The following is a 19,113-nucleotide window of genomic DNA, read 5'->3' on the forward strand; positions in this document are numbered from 1 at the left end:
CCGTACGTCCCTCCCCCACAGCGTGATCGGAATTCTCTCCACCTCCCCAGGGAGTTGTCCACGGTGTGTGCTCGCCTGTGGACGGACTGTCTCGCATTCCTCGTCAGGGGAGCGGGAGACATGCCCACACGGTCTTCCCGGAGGGCGGCCAGGGTTCCCATCCCCAGCGAGCGGCGAGGGCTTCGACGAGGAGCAGGCCGCGTCCGGATTGGGCGATGGGCTCCGGGGCGGTCGTACGGGGCCTGGGCGCGCGGTCGCCCCGGGCGTCGGTGACCTCGACACGGAGGGTGCCGGCGTCGGGTCCCTCGACGGTGAGGCCGAGCCGGAACCCGCGGCCCTGCGCACAGCCGTGGGTCAGCGCGTTCGCGGTGAGTTCGGCGACGACGAGTGCGGTGCACTCGCTCACCGTGCAGGCTGGCGGCCAGCCCCACGCGCCGAGCTGCTGCACGGTCAGCAGACGGGCCAGGCGGGCGCCGCGCGGTGTGGAACTGAGGAGCTGGCTGAATCGAAGGGGGGAGATCTGCGCCTTGGTCGAAAAAGTGGTGGCAGAGCTATGAGTACTGCGGAATCCGCTCCTCTCACCTGGTTCAAGAGCAGCTAGAGCGGAAACGAGGGCGGTGCAATCCCTGGAAGTCGCTGTCACGCCCGGCGCCATCCATGTCCGTGACTCCAAGGTACCTGCCCGCGCTGAACTCACCGTCTCTGCCTGGAAGTGGGCCGCGTTCGTACGGTTCGCCGTCGCACGCTGACCCACCCGCAGTAGCCGGTCAGGTCTGCGTGTTGTCGGGGTGCTCTCCGATGTACCCCACGTAGACGAGCCCTGTGCTGGCTCCGTCGTCATGGAAATAGAGCCGGGGCGACACCGTGTTGCCCCCGCCGATCCGCAGGTGGGCCTGCATGAAGAGCTTGCCCTCCTTGGCGACGGACGTGGGCACGGGGAACGTGCGCTGCCGACGCCACTTCGTTCTGTTCCCGACCGTCTCGGACTCCTTCATCTTGACCTTGGCGGACGGGAAGCGGTTCGAGGATTCGTCCGGAAGGTTGTCGCACCAGTGGCGGAAGTCGCCGCCCGTCGTCCCTGCGGCGGACGCGGCGGCGTACTCGTTCAGCGTGCGCAACGCGTCCCAGGCGACGGTCACCCAGTTGACGATGCACTGGGCGTCCAGATCCTTGGTCTTCTTGGAGTTTCCGGTGAACCGCAGATAGGTGAACTCGTCCATGCGGTTGAGAATTTCGGCGAAGGTGGCCGGCTGGTCCTCGGGCTCCGGAGGCGGTGTGTGGGCCAGCGCGTAGAGGCCCGCCTCCTCAAGCTTCTTCTGCAGGAAGCGGACCTTGCGGTGGGCGTCCTGGAAGTCCCGGTAGAGCTGGTCGTTCTCGACGATCTGCTCGAAGTCCCGGTCGTCCGCCTCCTTGACACGAAGACGGAACTCACGGATCTGCTGGTCCTTTGATTCCTCGCGCTGCTCCGCCTCCTGCCGCTGGGTGTCGACCTTCCGCAGCTCCTTGCGAAGGGCCTCCAGGCTGGACGTGTCGGCCACCGGACGGGGACGGCTGCGCTGGAACGGCAGGGTGTCCAGCGGTTCCGGGAGGGGGTGGCTCAGCGCCAGGCGCTGGGGAAGGGAGGCGAGGATCGCCGCCGCTCGTCCGACGTTCGCCTCGATGGTCGACCGGGACATCACCGGGTGACGCTGGGCGTCGGGCTGCCAGGCCGGGTCCACGCCAGGAAGGTAGGTGCGAACGCCGCCCCCGAAGACGGGATGGTGTTCGAGGGTCCTGTTGAAGGACTGCTGGGCCTCCGGCCGGAGGACGTACATGACGGCGAGACCGCTGAGGTGCCGGAAGACCGGTTCGACGATCCGTTTCGTCCAGGCCTCCGCATCCTGCCCGTACGGAACACTCGCCACGACGATGGGCAGTCTGCGGTCCTGCTCGCAGAGTTCCTCGATTACCTCCTCCACGTCGTCCTGCTCGATGAACTTCGGAACCGTGCCGACTTCGGCGAGGCCGTCCTCTGCGGGGAGGGCGTCGAGGAGGAGTTTGGCTATGCCGGGCGTGTTGGCACGGATGTGTGCTTGGCCCGGGGCCGGCTGGTGCTCGATGTCCACCTGGAGCCAGGTGCGGCGCGCGTCCTTGCCGTTGTCGGAGCGGACCACGAGGGTGGACTGCCAGGCGCCCTGGTTGCCGGGCCGGTTCTCGCGGAGTCGCCAACGGGAGTACGAGCCGTGCCGGCCCGCTGCCGCGTCGTGGTCGAGGGTGACGCCCTCGGCTATCTCGTTGCGGCCCATGTCCAGGGCGGAGGTGTCGTAGCGCTTCATCACGCCGAGCCAGTGGTGCAGTTGGCGGTCGGCTTCGGCCGAGGTCGTCACGAAGTCCTGTGCGGTCGAGATGACCATGCGGTAGTTGCGTGGTTCCATGGGCGGCTGCCTGTGCGGTGAGGTGGATGGGCGATGGACGCGCCGAGTACGGCGCGCTGCCCGGTGTAGGCGGCGCGCCGGTGAGGGTGCTCAGGCGGGGCGGTCAGGTCACGCCGGGTGGCGAGGGCCCTGGCCGGGGGGTGGGTCGAGGACGGTCTGGTGGGCGATGCCGGTTCGCTGGGCCTCGGCCATGCGGTCGTAGATGTCGAGGATCAGGGCCTTGGTGCGGTAGGTGCCGTGGGCGGCCTCGTCCTTGCGCTTGATGACAGGGAACGTGTCCATCACATGGTCGATTTCATGGCGGTCGAGCCCGTAGAGGTGGAAGAAAGCGGCGTTCAGCTCGGCACGGAGCAGCTCGCGACGCGATTCGTCCCAGCGGAAGGGAGGCCCGTCATCGCCTAGGTCACGGGCGAAGTCGGCCATGTCGTGGCTGGTGTATGTGAGCTCGATGGCTCGGCAGGCGATCCAGCTGGCGTCGGTCTCCAGATCGTCGAAGGCCGACGGAAGCGGGACGGGAAGCTGGTACAGATAACCGAAAGTCAGGTTTGTGCCAGCGATCTTCTGCCGAATCACGTAGTCGAAGGCGAATGACGAGAGAACAGCGTGCAAGACGGGAGCGGACTTTCCGTCGCGCGGGAGCATCAGCGGGTTGCTGTGGCCGACCCCGGAGTACGGGGCGACGGCGCTAATCATGGTGCGTTCATCGGAAGAGCGAGCGATGTTCCGCCAGCCGAGCAGCCACCGGTGACGCCACCCCTTCTCCGCCAGCCGCGAAGCCACTCCCGGCTCCATGACCGGCTTGCCCTTCCTATCCCTCTTCCCTGTATCCACGTCGAACTCGGGGACCCAGTAGCGTGGCCTCAGGAAAAACCGCGGATCGTCATGCTGCTCCGGCGTCACCCGGGGCAGCGTCCCCATGTTGGCCTGCGCCTCCGTCTGGCCCTCGTACGTGCCGAGGCGGTGGTCGAAGTGGTGCAGCATCTTCGCCTCGTACAGCGGAAGGTACCGCTGTCCCTCCCGCTCGAAGATGTTGCCGTTCAGAGTCCAGCCGTCGGCCGCCAACTGCTCCTGTGTGCGGAACAGGTGGGAGTCGTTGGACATGTCGAACATCCGCATGAACGACAGACCCCACGGGTTGCCCTCCGGGTCTCCCTCCCTGATGAGCACCGGCACCCGGCGGTAGATCCCCAACGTGATCTCCGCGTCCCGCCGCGACCGGAACACCGGCAGCGTCCCCGTGTTGGGGTTGACCAGCAGGATCTCCTCCGGCGGCATCGCGAAGCGGCGGCTCGGCAGGTCCTCCATGTAGCGGGTGCCGAAGGCGAACGACGCCTCCCGCACCCGCTCCTTACGGCCCGCGACCGTCAGCAGGCAGAAGCGGACCGAGTGGTGCACCGCCCTGCTCAGCAGGAACGCCTCGTTCTCGAAGTCCAGGAAGGACGCCAGCCGCGCGCTGCGCACCAGGTCTGAGAAGAACGGCGCCGTCGTCGCGTCCGTAGCGATGCCCGTCGGCAGGACCAGGCCGAAGCGGCCGTGCGGGGCGATGCCGAGGGACGCGGCCTCGGCGAACACCGCGTACGTGTTGACGTCGCCCCGGCCGGCGAGCGGGAAGCGGCCGGAGTCGCGCAGCAGGTGGCTCACGCCCTCCGCCTGACGCTTGGCCTCGGCGAAGTCCGTCAGCAGTCTCCGCTTCGCCGGCTCCTCGCTCGTCGCCAGTGCCTTGATCAGCCGTTCCCGGGCCGCCTTGTTCTGCGCCGTGGCGATCTCCTCGCTGCGCGTGGCGAAGAACTCCTGCTCCTGGAGCTTCACCCGCTCCCACGGCGGGTTCCCCAGCACACAGCTGAAGCCCCCGCCCCACCGGGTCCGCTCGTCCACCCCCGCCGCCGAGGGATCCGTGTCCTCCGGCACCGTGAACACCTCGGGGAACTCGAGGTGCCAGTGGAAGAACCGGTACTCGTCCCGCAGCCGGGCGACCGCGTCCCTCGTCCCCTCCGGGAGCTTCTTCCAGCCGTTCTTCCGCAGGTTCAGCAGCCCCTCCAGCGTCAGCGCCGGCGGAGCGGCCTCCGGGGTCTTCTCCCAGACGAACGCGGCGCACCACGCATCGGCCAGTTCCCGTTCCCGCAGGTAGTCCGAGTCGGGGTCCTGCGTCAGCGCCACGTACGCGTCCCGCTGCTCGTGAACGTACTCCAGCTTGTCGTTCCGCGCCGCCGTGATGTCCGCCGCGGCCCGCGCCAGCTTCGCGTTGGAGGACGCAAGCGCCGTCGTCGACCCGAACAGCTCGCCCTGGTGGACGCCGACCAGGCGGGCCTTCCATGCCTCCCGCTCGGCCTTGTTGCGCTTCTTCAGCGCGGCGACCCACTTTTTGTCGTCGCCCTCGATCACCTTGAAGGCGTCGTCCGGCAGGCCCTCGGCCAGCAGCTTCGGCGTGGCGCCCACCAGGCCGTTGCCGTGCTTGATGTGGGAGTCCAGGAAGCCGAGCGGCTTGCCGGGCTCCAGGGACTCGATCCACAGCGACACCTTGGCCAGTTCCACGGCCATCTCGTTGAGGTCGACGCCGTAGATGCACCGGCCGATCACGTCCCGCAGCGCCGTACGCGTCGCCTCCGCGCTCGGCTCGGGCGAGTCCATGCGCACCGCGGCCAGCCGTTTGGCGATGCGGCGGGCCGCCGCCACCAGGAAGTGGCCCGAACCGCAGGCCGGATCGCAGACCGTCAGCCGCAGCAGCGCGGCCTCCTGCTCCTCCTGCGTCGCGCCCGACTTGACCGCGTCGTCTATCACCGGGTCCAGGGCCGAGTCGAGCAGGCAGTCGATCAGCGGGGACGGTGTGTAGTACGAGCCGGTCGTCTTGCGCTCGTTGCCGGCGAGGGTGCGCAGCTCGAAGGAGTTGGCCGCCGGGTTGAAGCGGGGGACCAGTTCCAGCAGGGACTCGTAGATGGAGCCCAGTTCCTCCGCGCCGAGGTGACGGTAGTCGACCCGGCGCGGGCGGTTCAGCTTGGGGTCGGTCACCACGGACAGGGCCCGCACGGCCGTGAACAGCGCCTCGTTCGGCAGTTCCAGGCCGTCCAGGATGACGTCCGCCTCCGAGCGTTCGAACAGGCCTCCCAGGCCGGGCAGGCCGATCTCGGGTCGGCCACCCTCCTGGCCCAGGCCCTCCAGGACGAGGCGCAGCGCGTGCCAGTGGTCGCCATGCGGGCCGCCGGTGCGGCGGATGGCCGTGCGGCGCAGACGGGCGGACGAGAAGTACTTCTCGTAGCGCTCGCGGGCGTCGTCCGGAGCGTCCGGAGGGATCAGCAGGCCCCGGTCTTCGGCGACAAAGAGGAACAGCAAGCGGTAGACCAGGTTGAGCAGCGCCGGGTGCATGGCGCGGACCGTCACCTCGGACTCGTCCAGCCGCCGCCGGAAGTCCGCGTTGTCCCGGTGCTGGATGAAGCCGGTGCCCAGGGTCACCAGGGCCTTCTCCACTCCCTTGCGGAGCTGCTCCATGGCGCGGGTGCCGCTGGCGATCGCCTCCGTGCGCCATCGCTCCAGCCAGCAGCCCGCCGCGCCGCTGTCGCCGTGTGCCTCGAAGCGGGAGCGGTGCGTCAGGCGCCACAGCAGCAAGAAGTCGGCGAAGCGGTCACCCTCGAAGATTGCCTCGACGTCGAACTCGACGTAGGCCGAGCCGACCATGGACGTCGAGTCGCGCAGCAGGCGCAGCAGCCGGCCGTTGGACAGCAGGCCCCACAGGGAGTCCGCGCCGCTGCGGTTGAGGTACTCCTGGAGCAGCGACTGCGGGGCTGGGCCCGGGAGAGTGGAGGACCTGCGGTCCAGGTCGACGTTCCAACCGGTCAGGTGGACCGGCACGGCCTGCCAGGCGTGGCTGACCGCAAACCGCTTCTCGCCGTCTGCCGACGACAGGCCACCGGCCGGGGCCTCGGGCAGGCGGCCGTAACCCAGTTGCTCGAACAGGGGCAGCAGCCAGCGCTCGACGGTCACGCCGACCGCCGCGATGCCCTCGTTGTCGAGGGCGCCGTCCTTGGCGAGGGAGTCCCGGTAGGCCGTCCACACGCCCTTCAGGTACGCCCAGGAGCGCTCGGCCGCGTCCCGGACCGTGTCGTTAACCGCGAACAGGCCGTAGTCCTTCGGCTGGGCGCCGGGCACGTCCTTGCCGTCGCGGACCCGGGTCAGCATGTCCGGCGGCAGCAGGCCGCCCACCGTGAGGGCGGAGTCGGTGACGATGGTCTTCGCGAGGCTCATCAGCGGGCTTCCCCGTTCGTGGTCGTGCCGTCGAGGATGGGGACCGGGAGGTAGTGGTACACGCCGAGGACGTCGGGCTGGCCTTGGACGTCCACGCGCAGGCCCCGGCGGGCCGGGCCGGTCGCGCCGCGCACGTCGCGGAAGGCGCCGCGCACCCGGCGGTGGGAGTCGAGGAGGCGGGCCGCGAGCTGCTCGCCGCGCTCCTCCAGCGTCGGCATCAGCGACTCCAGCGAGCCGAGGACGCCCTCGATGCGCTCCTGGGCGAGGGCGCGGTCGGTGTTCTGGGCGGCCCGTGCCTCCAGCAGGGCGACCGCCTCGTCCTCCGGCAGCCAGTCGGGGTTCGCCGCCGACCCCCGGAAGGCGAGCAGGCGGGCGTCCTCGGCCAGCTGCTGCCGGAGCACGCCGTCCCGACCGGGCAGCGACAGCTGGAAGCGGTAGCGGACCAGGAGCAGTGTGGTGCGCTTGGCCACGGCCGTGGTGCGGACCACTCCGCAGCGACGGGCCGGGCGCTGCCACTGCTCGATCCGGTCGTCCAGCGCCGCGTCGAGCACGAAGCGGGCCACCGAGGCCACCACCGGGTCGGTGCGGGTCAGGGCCACCTCGCCGCGCGGGGCGGTCGGGGCGTCGTGGAAGGCCACCGGGCGGGGGTGGCGCGGGCCCAGGAGAGTGGTGAAGGCGTCCCGCAGAGGGGCGGGCAGCGCCTCGGAGTTCATCGTGAAGCCGTCCGGCTCACCGGGCAGGGGGCCGGGGACGCCGCGCAGGGCCGCGAGGGCGCGGCGGGTGAAGCGGCGCACCTCCTCACCGGTGCCGAGGGAGGCCCGCACCTCGGCGACCTCCTTCGCCACCTCGTCGCGCTTGATCGCGTTCTGCGCGTACCGGGAGCGCGAGGCCGTCTCCCGCTCGGCGGCGCTCTGCCAGGCCTGGTGCAGCTCGGCCGTCTGTCGGCCGGCAGGCGACTCCACCGCGAACAGGCCCTCCTGCTCGTACTGCGGGCGCTCCCCGCGCAGGATCAGCCCCTCCAGCACCGCCTGCATCACGTTCTCGGAGGAGTCCGGCACTGGCACCGAAATGCCGGTCGCCTTGCGGATGCGGGCGTGCTTGCGCAGCAGGACGTCCAGCACGATGCCGTCGATCGCGTTGTCCGAGCCGTACAGCGTGACCGCCTTGACGACGTCCCGGCGCTGCCCGAAGCGGTCGACGCGGCCCTCTCGCTGCTCGTGCCGGGTCGGATTCCAGGCGAGGTCGTAGTGGACGACCGCGTCGAAGCTCTCCTGGAGGTTCACGCCCTCGGAGAGGCAGTCGGTGGCGACCAGGACACGGCGCTCCGGGGGCGCCTCGCCGTCCTCGTCCTCCTCCGTCAGCGCGGCGATGCGGGCGACGCGCTGGTCGGGGGAGAGCTCGCCGGTGACCGCCTCGACGGCGTACGCCTTCTTCCCGGGCGCGCCCTTCTTGCCCTTCCCGCCCTTGTTGAGGGCCGCGTCGAGGTGCTCCTTGACGTACTCGGCGGTGGAGATGAAGCGGCAGAACACGATGGGGTTGTAGCCCTCGGTCAGCAGCTCCTGCACCGTGTCGATCAGCTGCTTCAGCTTGCGGTCCTTGGCAGGCCCCTTGAGCGCCTCCGCCGCCTCCGCCATGGCAAGCAGCCTTGCCCTGTCCTCCTCGTCGAGGGCCGCCGCGTCCGGGTCGGCAGCGCCGGGGGCGAGCAACGCGCCGGGGACGGCGTCCGCGGACTCCGCCGCCTCGTCGTCGGCCGGGTCGGTGACCGTCCGGCTGCCGATGGCGTCGGCCTCGGTCACCGAGTCGGCGTCCTGCACGCCGGCCCGGGTGTGGAGAGTCTTGCGGACGGCCGCCGGGGAAGAGCCCAGGGCGCGCAGCAGGGCGAGCGCCGACCACCAGCGGATGCGCTGCTGGAGCGCGCCGTCGGCGCTGCGGACGGTCTCCCGGGCGTAGGAGATCACCTCGTCCAGCAGACGGCGGTAGTCGGGGTGCAGGGCGTAGTCGTCCTCCCGGGACTTCCGGTCGCTGGGGAAGTTGGCGTCCTCGCGGAAGTCGTCCCGGATATCGGCGCGGCGGCGCTGCACGAAGTGCTGGGCGAGCAGGTCGCGGCCCGCCTGCCGGTCCAGGCTGATCGTCTCCAGCCGCTCGTCCAGCAGCCCCAGCAGGTTGCGGAAGGGCTCTTCCTTGCCGCTGTGCGGGGTCGCCGTCACCAGCAGCAGGTGGCGGTTCGGGTCGTCGGCGAGCGCGCGCAGCAGGGTGTACCGCTGCTGGCGCTGCTGCCGGGTACCGCCCTGGCCGGTGTCCGCGACGCACGTGTGCGCCTCGTCGACGATGACCAGGTCGGGGCAGTTCTTGATGAAGTCGTCCCGATGGCGGGGGGACTTGATGAAGTCGGTCGACACGACATAGTTGCGGTCGGGACGGAACACCGACTGGCCGTACAGGCGGCTGCGCTCCAGCCGTCCTATCGTCGACGCCAGGACCAGCTCGGCGTCGATGCCGAACTTCCCGCGCAGTTCCGCCCGCCACTGCTCGGCCAGCGCCGGACTGCACAGCACCACCAGGCCGCGGGCGTCGCCCTGGGCCAGCAGCTCGGCCGCGATCAGGCCGGACTCGACCGTCTTGCCGATGCCGACGTCGTCGGCGATCAGCAGCCGCACGGTCTCCTGGCGCAGCGCCATCAGCAACGGCACCAGCTGGTACGGGCGTGGTTCCACGGAGATACCGGCCAGCGAGCGGAACGGGCCGGCACTGGAACGGAACCCGATGCGCAGCGCGCTGCGCAGCAGCCCGGCCGCCGCCTGGTCGCCCAGGTCGGACGGGCTCGGCGGGGCGAAGCGGGCGTGCTCGACCGTTTCCAGAGCGGGCAGCACCCCGGCGATGTCGTCCTCCGCGCCGCCCAACGGGCGCAGGACCAGCAACTCGGGGGTGGAATCGGGCAGGACGACCCACTCGCGGCCGCGCGCGTGCACGAGCGAGCCGACCGCGAACTCCCGGCTGCCGTCCCGGGCGGGAGCGGCGGTGGTGGGCGGCGTCATCGGCGGACCTTTCGAAAGAGACGTACGAAGAAGAGGAGTGAGGGGTGCGATCAGTCGTCGCCGGCGCCGAACACCGAGCTATACCTGCGGGCGATCTCGGACCAGTCGTCGTCGTGGCGGAAGCGGATGACCTCCCACCCGTCGTCGTACAGCCGCTCCTGCGCGTCCTCGTCGCGCTGCACCTGCACCTCCGAGTCGTGATGCGGGCCGTCGATGAAGACCGCGACCGGGCCCACCTTCGTCTGGTACACGAAGTCCGGGCGGGACAGGGCGCTGGAGACGAAGTACTGCTGCTTGTCGGGCAGCCGCAGTCCGTTGCGGGTCAGGAACGCCACGAACCTCTGCTCCAGCGTGCTGTCGGCGCCGTCCAGCAGTGCCTGCGCGTGCTCGTCGCGGGAGACGCCGGGGACGGTCCCGTCGACCCGGGCGCCGCCGAAGCGCAGCAGCAGGTCCCGCACCATCTTGCGGTCGATGACCTGGTGGTCGCGCTGGTTGCCAAACGACAGCAAACAGTCGTAGCAGCCCATTTCGCAGGCGGGGCCGTTCTCCGGGCCGCCCTTGTCGGTGCCGTCCGTGCGGAAGTGGGCGATCTCCAGGGCGCGGGCGGCGGCACGGCGCAGGGCGTCCGGCTCGGCCTGGAGGCGGCGCAGCACGCCGGCGCCGCCCTCGGCGCTCTCGATGAACAGGATGCGGTCGCGCGGGCCGTCGTAGGGCGGCAACTGCTCGGTGTCCAGCTCGCCGTCTTCGAGCTGGAACTCGGCCTCGACGCCCCGTTCCAGCGCGTACTGGAGGGTCACCGCCACGTCCGGGGCGACCTTCTCGGCGAGCTGGAGCACCAGGATGTTCCGGGTGTCCTGGACGTAGGGGATCACCGGGACCTTGCGTTCGGCCTTCTCCGCGCTCTCCAGGCCGTCCTGCTCCTCGGAGGTCTGCTTGCCCGGCTTGTCCTGGTCCTTCTTGGCGTCCAGCCACTTGCCCTCGACCGGGTCCAGCCAGAAGCCGGAACGCTGCTTGCTGCGGCGGTAGCCGAGGTTGGTGAGGCGGACGGTCGCACTGTCTCCGTAGGTCAGCGCGGCGAGCGAGGCGCCGTCGGCGTCGCGGGCGGCGGCGTTCAGGGAGCCGTCGCGCTCGCCGTGCTTGTTGAACTTGTACGACACCTCGACGACGTAGCCGGTGCGCTGCCGCTCCTCCTCGTCGGAGGAGATCCGGTCCCGACGCCTGGTGAAGACCGTGCGCAGTTGGAGCAGGTTGTACCGGGACTCCGTCAGCTCGGAGCCGCAGGAGTCGCAGGTGTTCTCGAGCTGTTCGCCGACGTGCAGGTAGCCGCAGCGCTCACACACTTTGGCCTCCTCGGTCTGCAGGTCCCCCGCGGCGCTGGTCGGAAGCTGAACGCGGTCCACCTGGAACCGGCTGCCCTCGTGGTAGATGAAGGCGCCCGGACCGAACTCGCGGATCGCGATGAAGCGGGAACGCTGGAGGTAGTCGCCGTCCCGCCCGCCGCGCGCGGCGCGGCCCGTGCCGGGGATGAAAGCGGCCAGCGGCAGCCGGGGGAAGGAGTAACCCGGCAGGAACCCCTCTGAGGCCAGGTAGCGGTACGGCGTGAAGTCCGACAGCGGGCTGTTGCCGCCGGTGTCCTCGTTCTTCAGCAGCTTGAGCTGGGTCTCCGCCTGGTGCCGGCGGCGCTCGGCCTGGGCGGAGGCGTCCTTGTTCAGGGTGTTGTCGAGGATGCGCCGGTGCTGAACCTCCCGCTCCTTGAGCGCCTTGCGGAACAGCTCCTCCCAGCGGCCCAGCGCCTTCCTGAACCTCCCCGGCGCCTTGTCGACGGTCCGCTCCAGCCACCGCTCGTCCCACCACGAGGTATCGGCTAGGCGGTCCGCCGACTCCTTGAGGACCGCGGTGGCCCGGCGCAGCGCACGCCGCTGGGCGGCGGGATCCTGGATCTGCTCGAGCACGTGCGGGAACAGCCGTAGCGAGGGCGCCTCACCGGCCGCGTCCAGGATGTGCGGGATGCGCTTGCCCAGCTCCAGGCCCGTCTCGGCGAGCCAGATGGCGTGGACGTGCGAGCGGACCAGGTCCTCGTTGGCGAGGTCCAGCCGGGGCGGGGCGACGACGCCTGAGACCATCTCGTTCGACCGGCGGAAGTAGTACTGGTCGTGGCTGTTGCCCGTGGCGCAGTACGTGGTGACCAGCGCGGGCTGGCCCGACCGGCCGGCGCGACCGCTGCGCTGCGCGTAGTTCGCCGGGGTCGGGGGAACGTTGCGCATCGCGACCGCGTTCAGGCTGGCGATGTCGACACCCAGCTCCATGGTGGGGGAGCAGTACAGCAGGGGCAGCTTGACGCCCTCACGGAAGTCCTCCTCGCGCTCCTCGCGGACCTCCGTGGGCACCTGGGCGGTGTGCTCCCGGGCGACCAGGCCGGCGAGCGTCGAGGCGACCTCCTTGTAGAGGTTCTTGAAGAACGGGTTCACCCGCGGGCCGCGGTCTTTGCCGTAGGTCCGGCGCACCCGGTCGACCGCGCCGAACTCGTCATCGCGGGCCGTCCACACCACCGCCGTGTGGTTGATGCGGTAGCCGGGCTCCTCGCCGCGCCCGGTGGGCACCTCGGTGAGCAGCCCGGCCTCCGCCAGGATGTCCGCGAGATCGACGATCACCTGCTGCGTCTCGGCCATGTCCAGCGGATGCCCCAGCCCCGGGAACTGGCCAGGCCTGCGCAGGAACCGGCCGAAGCCGGCCCGGGCGGTGACGTTCAGCTCGGTGCGCGCGCGGTTCGGGCGCCCGGGACGGACGTACGCGGTACCGGGCGGCGGCGGGGTGCGCTCCGTCTCGGCCAGCCCCCAGGCGTCGTTCAGCATGTACGACACCTTGCGCAGCTCGTCGAAGTCGGCCTGCTCGAAGGTGGGGAAGTCCACCGCGCGCACGCGCCGCAGCTCGTCGAAGAAGATCCGGGCGAGCTCCGCGCGCTTGCCGGGTCCGGCGGTCCGCAACGGTCCGCAGGCCTTCGCCCACCGCTCCTCGTCCGCGGTGATCTCCCGCAGGTCCGCGTACTCCAGCCGCAGCAGGCCGGTCTGCTCCAGGTTGGGCATGGTGACCCGCCAGCCGCGCTCCAGATCCAGGTACAGCCGGTACTCGACCACCTTGGTCAGGGCACGCAGGGTGCGCTTCGCCTGATGGGAGGCCTCCTTGGGATTCTTGGAGTAGTTCTGCGGCCGCAGGCCCAGCTTGGCCACCACGGCGGGCGCGAGTTCCTCGTGCAGCAGCCCGTCCTCACCGGCCTCGACCATGGCCTGGTAGAGGGCACCCCGCAACTGGGTGACCAGGACGAAGTCGTTGAAGTGACCGGCCTGGAGGCTGGCGTCCTGCCGGTTGTCGACGAACGTGAGCAGCTTGCGGGCGTCCTCGTCGAGTTCGTCCGCCGGGAGTTCCTTCAGGTGGCGCACGATGCTGGAGCTGATGAGGGAGGTCGCCGTGGAGCGGCCCTCGCGGTCCATCGTCATCAGCTTGCCGAAGTCGTTGCCGCGCGGGGACTCGTAGCTCACCCCGCAGTTGAGGCAGAACATGAACGGCATGGGGATGTAGGCCGCGTACAGGCCCTGCCCGCGGTCGACGACCGATCCGTCGGGCCTGACCCACACCGGCTGCGGGACCCGCTTGCGCCGGCTGTCGGCCAGTACCTGGGCGCCGCCCTTCTTGTCGTCCGTCACGATCCAGCTGTCCGGGAAGCGCTGGGCGTCGATCGCCTTGCCGGTGTCGTCGGGCCAAGGGTGCTCGGCGCTCACGTACAGGTAGCCGTTGTCCTCGTCCTCCTCTGTGCGCGGCCGGAAGGCGAGGGAGCCGTCTTTGCGCTCCTCGCGGGCGACGGTCAGGTACTCCTGGCCGCACTCCCGGCAGAAAGACAGCGGAAGCAGGATCTTGTCCTTGGCGCCAGGCACCCGGAGCTGGTAGGTGCGGCTGATGTGCCGGGTCTCCTCGTCCTCCAGCGACACGTACACCGAATTGCCCTTGGACAGGAACTGGTGCAGCCGGAAGGCGAACAGAGGCCGGCCGGTCTCGTCGTTCTTGGCCTGCGAACCGGCGTGCAGCGTGTCGCGGATGGCGGCGACGCAGGCCTCGTACGACTCGCCGGTGCGCTCGGCGAGTATGCGGCCCGCCTTCTCCACCGTCGTGGGCTCGGCCCGGACGAGAGTCCCCGCGTCCGGCCCCTCGGTGAGGGTGCGCAGCCCGAACTCGGTCTCGATCCAGCAGGCGAGCGGGTCGTCCTTGAGGATGTCGTACTCCCTCGAGGGCGCGTTCGCCCTGATCCGCTCCGTCAGTTCGGCGTCGGCCGGCTCGTGGTCGCGGGTGGCGCGCACCAGCGTCTCGCCCACCACACGGTCCGGCGTGACCTCGGCGGCGAAGAGGGTGGTCGCGACGTCGGCGACGTCCTGGCGTCGTTCCTGGAGGGTGCCCTTGCTGGACATCGTCGCGGACGTGCCGACGACCTGGAGGTCCGGCGCGGCGCAGGCGTCGCGGACCCGGCGCACGAGCAGCGCGACGTCCGCGCCCTGCCGGCCGCGGTAGGTGTGCAGTTCGTCCAGGACCAGGAACTTCAGGCCCTCGGCCGCCCGCATCAGGGCCTTGCGCTCGCGGGGCCGGGTGAGCATCAGTTCCAGCATCACGTAGTTGGTCAGCAGGATGTCCGGCAGCTCCTTGAGGATCCGCTCGCGCTCGTCCTCCTTCTCCTGCCCCGTGTAGCGCTCGAACGTGACCGGCTCCTTGCCCTCCCCGTAGCCGTGGCGCAGGAACTTTTCCAGCTCGAATCGCTGGCTGTTGGCGAGGGCGTTCATCGGATACACGATGATCGCCTGGATGCCGCAAGCGGTGCCCTCCTGCTTGGCCCGCAGTACCTGGTCCACGATCGGCACGATGTAGCCGAGGCTCTTGCCGGAGCCCGTGCCTGTGGTCAGGACGTAGCTGCCACCGGCGCGGGCGGCCTCGATGGCGTCCCGCTGGTGCCGGTGGAAGGCGATGGGCCGGCCCTGCTGGAGGGAGCCGTCCTTCTCCTTGTCCACGCGGAAGATCCGCTCGCACTCCGGGTGCAGCAGTCCCTCCCGCACGAGCTGGGTCACCGTGCCCCCGGGAGCGAAGCTCGGATTGAGCGACAGCCACGGGTCGGGCCACTGGTCGCCCTGGACGAGCGCCTCGTCGACGGTGTTCTGGATGCGGTCGTTCTTCACGAGGACGGAACTGGTGGTGAAGGACCGGTAGTCGGCGATCAGCTGCTCGTGCACCTTGAAGACGTCCACAAAACCCTCACTCATTCCTGCGCCGACCTGCACGTTCACCGTACCGGGTGAGGTAGGGGTGGCGGGCCGCAATGATATGGCTTCCTATGACACCATCAATTTGTGAACTGAGTCAACGGGTCACGCCCCTCAAATGTGTGAACTGTCATGCGGGGGGTGTCATGCCCCGTCGTGCATGACAGTGGCACACTCAGTCACCTATGGACATCGGAACGCTCATCGACAAGCGGTACCGCATCAAGAGCCCCATCGGCCACGGCGGTATGGGACAGGTGTGGATGGCGGACGACGAACACCTGGGCCGGGGCGTCGCCGTGAAGACCATGATCCCGGCGAGTGGCCTGACACCGACGCAACTGGCGCATGACGCCGCGCGGTTCGAACGCGAAGCCAAGGCGGTCGCCAAGCTCGACCACACCGGGCTCGCGGCCGTGTACGACCTGGGTGTCGAAACCGGCACGCATTACCTCGTCATGCAGTACGTCCAAGGTCTCGATCTGGGCGACTACATCGCCGAGCGGGAGCAGCTCACCCTGGAGGAGGCTGCCGCCGTCGGCGTGCAGATCTGCTCGGTGCTGGCCGCGACCCATGCCCGCCAGGTCGTCCACCGCGACCTGAAACCGGGCAACGTGCGCATCCGCACCGACGGCGTGGTCAAGGTGCTCGACTTCGGTGTCGCCGCCATCCTCGACGGCGACACCAACAAGCTCACCACGACCGGCGAACGGCTCGGCACCTTCCAGTACATGGCCCCCGAACAGGTCATGGGCGAGCCGGTCGGTCCGCGCACGGACCTGTACGCCCTCGGCTGCCTGCTGCACGAAATGCTGACCGGCAGCCCGGTGTTCGAGCATGAGGCCCCGCTGATGGTGCCGAGCCTGCACACGGAGGTACCCCCAGAGCCGCTGCGCGTACGGCGCCCGGATCTCCCCGAGGACGTCGAGACCCTCGTCCTGGAACTGCTCGCCAAGAAACCGGTCGACCGGCCTGCGCACGCTGGCGACGTCTACCGCCGCCTCGCCGCCCACCTGCCCGGTCCGGGCACTCCGGAGGGCGCCCTGGTGCCGTGGGCCGAGCCCGACCCCCGTCGGCCGTTCCACCACCCGATGGCACCGGACGCGCGCCCCGTACGCCAGTGGGCCAGGCAGGCAGACAGGGCGCAGTAGCGGGATCGTCAGCGAGGCTCGCCCTCATACGTTTTTTCCATGGGCGTGGGCTGGGGCGGGATGTCCAAAGTGAGCTGCTCCCAGTCTGTCTCCTCCGGCTCGGGAGCCGTCTCGACGCCCGGGGCCGCCCCCGTGTCCGGGTCGGCGTCGGCGACGGAGTCGTGGGCGTCGCCGCCGTCCCCGCCGTCCTCGTTCTGGGTCGGCAGCACGTACTCCTGGGCGAGTCCCGCCAGGTGCAGGGGCAGGGGCAGGCTCAGTGCGTCGGGCAGGTCGGGGGCCTGCCGGAGCTGATGCGCGGCGAGCGCGAGCGCCTCAGGAAGGTCACCGTCGCCGGGGTGGCACCCCAGAACGGCGATCTCCACCAGCCCGGGGTTCCACGCGGCCTTGTCCGTGTCGATGGTCACCTTGCCCTTGGTGTTGACGCGGGGCGCCAGCTTGTCGGCGGCCACCGACAGCTTGAAGGTGCGGGCCTTGGGTGTGGTGGACCAGAAGACGCGGGCCTCGTCGGGGTCCGCGGTCGGGTCTGTCCACAGGTGGGCGGCCAGGCCGTTGGGGCCGCCAGGGTTCACGCCCCACCACTGGGCGGTCTCCCGGTTGCGCGCCGTACGCACCCGCACCAGTCGCAGGTCCGGATCCAGGCGGCGCGCGGGGGCGTGGCCGTCGCGGATCTTGTCCGCGACCACGGTGCCGTCCTGCAGCCACGTCCAGTGCGAGCGCATGTTCTGCCCGTGGGCCAGCAGCATGGTCGGCGTGGAGCGCAGCGTGCGGCGCACCCGCTGGAGCCACTCCTCAGTCTCCCGCCGCTGCTGAGCCATGTCCGCCCACCAGGACGGACGGGTCACCGGGGCCTCGCCGTCGCGCGGCGCGGGGACGAGGTCCTTGGGTACCTCGCACTGCCTGGTCAGCTTCAGCAGCATCACCGGGTACGGCACCCAGGCACGCGCCTCGTCGTCCCAGCCCTCCACCCGGGCCAGCCCCTCACCGGAGGGCTCCGGCGTGACCAGCACGGCGACGGGCACATGCCCTGCCCACCGGGTGCGGCTGCGCCGGTTCTTGCGCACCATCCACACTGCCGCGTACCGCAGGCCGCCGGGCAGGTGTTCACCGAGGCTGTGCTCGGGGTGGACCCGCACACCCAGCTGCCGAAGTCCGTCGTCCCAGGCCTTCGCCGCCCGGAACTCCTTGTTCTTCTCGCTGTTGTAGCTTTGGGCCTTCTTCGGCACGGCCATGAACTGCGTGAGCACGCCGGCGTCCGTGCAGCCCAGCCGCAGCGCGAACTTCGCGTCATGGCCGGGGGACGAGAAGTCCTTGGCCCGGTCGATCTCCACCAGGGCAAGCGTGGGCGCGGGTGAGGAGACGCCCTCCTCGGCAAGGAAGGCCGTCATCTCCCGGCGGCGATCGCGGATCGCCGTGGTGACCGCGGCCCGGGAGTGCCGGGTCCCCTCCGGCAGGGCGAGGTCCTGGCCGAGGGAGCGGGAGAGCCTGCGGCAGTGCAGGCGCACGGTGAGCTCGGGGGACTCCCACTGAAGGACCACCGTCCCGTCATAGGCCTCCTCGGCAGCCGGCGCGCCGCCGTCACCCTTGAGATCGAGGTGCGTGACGAGCGCGTTGACCGCGGTGTCCCGCATCACCGGGGTCTGCCACAGCAACCGCGCCTCCAGGGTGGGGAGTTCGCCCGGGGCGAGGTCCTGGGGCAGATGGCGCAGCGCGAACGCCGTGCCGTGCCGCCGGGCCTGGGCGCGCCTGCGCTCCTCCTCGGCCTTCGCCGGTTCCTTGGAGGGTTCCTGGCGGGGGTTGCCGGGCGTGCTGCCCGACAGGCGGGTGCGCGCCAGCGCGGGCACCGGCTCCAGCTGTTCCGGAAGTGCCTGCAGGGCCCATTCCACGATCTTCGAGCGCTGGTCGGTCATCAGACCGGCTCCGACCTCGTGCGTCCCCATGGCCGTGCTGTAAAGGACGGCCGCGCGCATGTCGTCCGCGAGCCAGCCGGCCGGGTCGGTGAGGATGGCGTCGGCGTCCGGGAACGACTCCGTGAGGGACATGTTCCGCAGCATCCCGGCGGGCCCGCCCCCGACCCAGTCGTGCCCACCGCGGTTCCAGGCGAGCCGCGCCACGGCGAACCGGTCGCTCGCCGGTGCTCCGGGCAGCCACGGCACCCGCGGGCGCAGCAGCACCGTGGTGCGGCGGCCGAACGGCAGGTACAGCCGCCCCGTCCTGGCACTCACCCGGGTTGCGTACCGGCGGATATGACTGTGCACATGGAAGCGGGGCAGCGAGTCGAACGGCACCGTCTGCAACGTGATGTTCAGAACGACGGAGAACCACTCGGAACCCCGGCTCCCCTCGAACTCCAGTGCCTGCGAGACGAGTTCGGCGCCCCGGTCCATCGGGCCGCGCGGCATCGCCCGGAAACGGAGCCGCCCGCCCCCGAAGTCGTAGGGCTCCAGGGCGAGGATCCGCCGGGCCAGCCAGTCGGTGGACAACTGGAACTGACGCGGCTCCGGCGCGGCCGTGCCACCGTCGGTGGGCCGCTGCTGACGCAGCAGCTCGACCGGTACTCCTTCCTGCCACCGGGGCGGGTTCTCCAGCAGCGCCGAGCGGGTCTCGGACAGCAGCGAGCGGAACTCGGGCTCCGACCGCAGGTCTTTCAGCCAGGTGGCGAGGAGCCCCCTGAACGCCACGTCGGGCAGCGGATCGGGCACGTTCTCGGGGGCGTACAGCCAGAAGTCCCGGCCCTCCCCGCGGTGGCGGTTGGGACGGGGCCGTACCAGGACGTCGGGGGCGAGCGCCTGCACGACCTGGTCCATACGGAACGTGGGCACCGTCTCCAGCGGCTTGTCACGGCCCGCGTTGCACAGGGCCAGCAGCGCCCCGGTCCACTCCTCGGGAAAGGGCAGCGCGCGGTACCGCTCGACCACCGAGGCGTCCGAGGAGACGGGACGTGCGGTGGCGGTACGGATGGAGTCGTAAGGGCGAGCCATGG

General features: G+C 70.4%; 8 protein-coding genes. 2 read left to right on the plus strand and 6 right to left on the minus strand.

Going from position 1 to position 19,113, the window contains the following annotated elements:
• Positions 1-103: 103 nt before the first annotated feature.
• Positions 104-655 (minus strand): ATP-binding protein, encoded by a 552-nt coding sequence (locus ACRWNP_RS29845; RefSeq protein ID WP_431966808.1) that lies wholly within the window; start codon positions 653-655, stop codon positions 104-106.
• Here ACRWNP_RS29845 and ACRWNP_RS29850 point away from each other — a divergent pair.
• Positions 618-749: a DUF397 domain-containing protein gene (locus tag ACRWNP_RS29850; protein WP_431966810.1), complete on the plus strand. Its 132-nt coding sequence runs from the start codon at positions 618-620 to the stop codon at positions 747-749. The two genes, ACRWNP_RS29845 and ACRWNP_RS29850, sit on opposite strands and share 38 nt — an antisense overlap.
• 18 nt (positions 750-767) lie before the next feature.
• Here the strand turns inward: ACRWNP_RS29850 and ACRWNP_RS29855 are convergent, their stop codons facing one another.
• The 4 genes from ACRWNP_RS29855 to ACRWNP_RS29870 all read right to left on the minus strand — a co-directional run bounded on the left by ACRWNP_RS29855 (position 768) and on the right by ACRWNP_RS29870 (position 14,982).
• Complete coding sequence (locus ACRWNP_RS29855; RefSeq protein ID WP_431966812.1) at positions 768-2,414, minus strand: hypothetical protein; 1,647 nt, start codon at positions 2,412-2,414, stop codon at positions 768-770.
• 108 nt (positions 2,415-2,522) lie between these two features.
• A complete protein-coding gene (locus ACRWNP_RS29860; RefSeq protein WP_431966814.1) occupies positions 2,523-6,650 on the minus strand; it encodes an Eco57I restriction-modification methylase domain-containing protein in 4,128 nt (1,375 codons plus the stop codon).
• Complete coding sequence (locus tag ACRWNP_RS29865) at positions 6,650-9,685, minus strand: helicase-related protein (protein WP_431966816.1); 3,036 nt, start codon at positions 9,683-9,685, stop codon at positions 6,650-6,652. Before ACRWNP_RS29865 ends, ACRWNP_RS29860 begins: the two co-directional genes overlap by 1 nt.
• Before the next feature lie 50 nt (positions 9,686-9,735).
• Positions 9,736-14,982, minus strand: a complete 5,247-nt coding sequence (locus tag ACRWNP_RS29870; protein ID WP_431966818.1) for a DEAD/DEAH box helicase — start codon at positions 14,980-14,982, stop codon at positions 9,736-9,738.
• Between the two features lie 185 nt (positions 14,983-15,167).
• Between ACRWNP_RS29870 and ACRWNP_RS29875 the strand changes: the two genes are divergently transcribed.
• A complete protein-coding gene (locus ACRWNP_RS29875; protein WP_431966820.1) occupies positions 15,168-16,133 on the plus strand; it encodes a serine/threonine-protein kinase in 966 nt (321 codons plus the stop codon).
• Between the two features lie 8 nt (positions 16,134-16,141).
• Here ACRWNP_RS29875 and ACRWNP_RS29880 read toward each other — a convergent pair whose 3' ends face one another.
• On the minus strand, positions 16,142-19,111 hold the full coding sequence (locus tag ACRWNP_RS29880) for a pPIWI_RE module domain-containing protein (protein ID WP_431966822.1): 2,970 nt from the start codon (positions 19,109-19,111) through the stop codon (positions 16,142-16,144).
• Between the last annotated feature and the right edge of the window lie 2 nt (positions 19,112-19,113).

Source organism: Actinacidiphila sp. bgisy160, assembly GCF_965342435.1.
Taxonomy (GTDB): Bacteria; Actinomycetota; Actinomycetes; order Streptomycetales; family Streptomycetaceae; genus Actinacidiphila.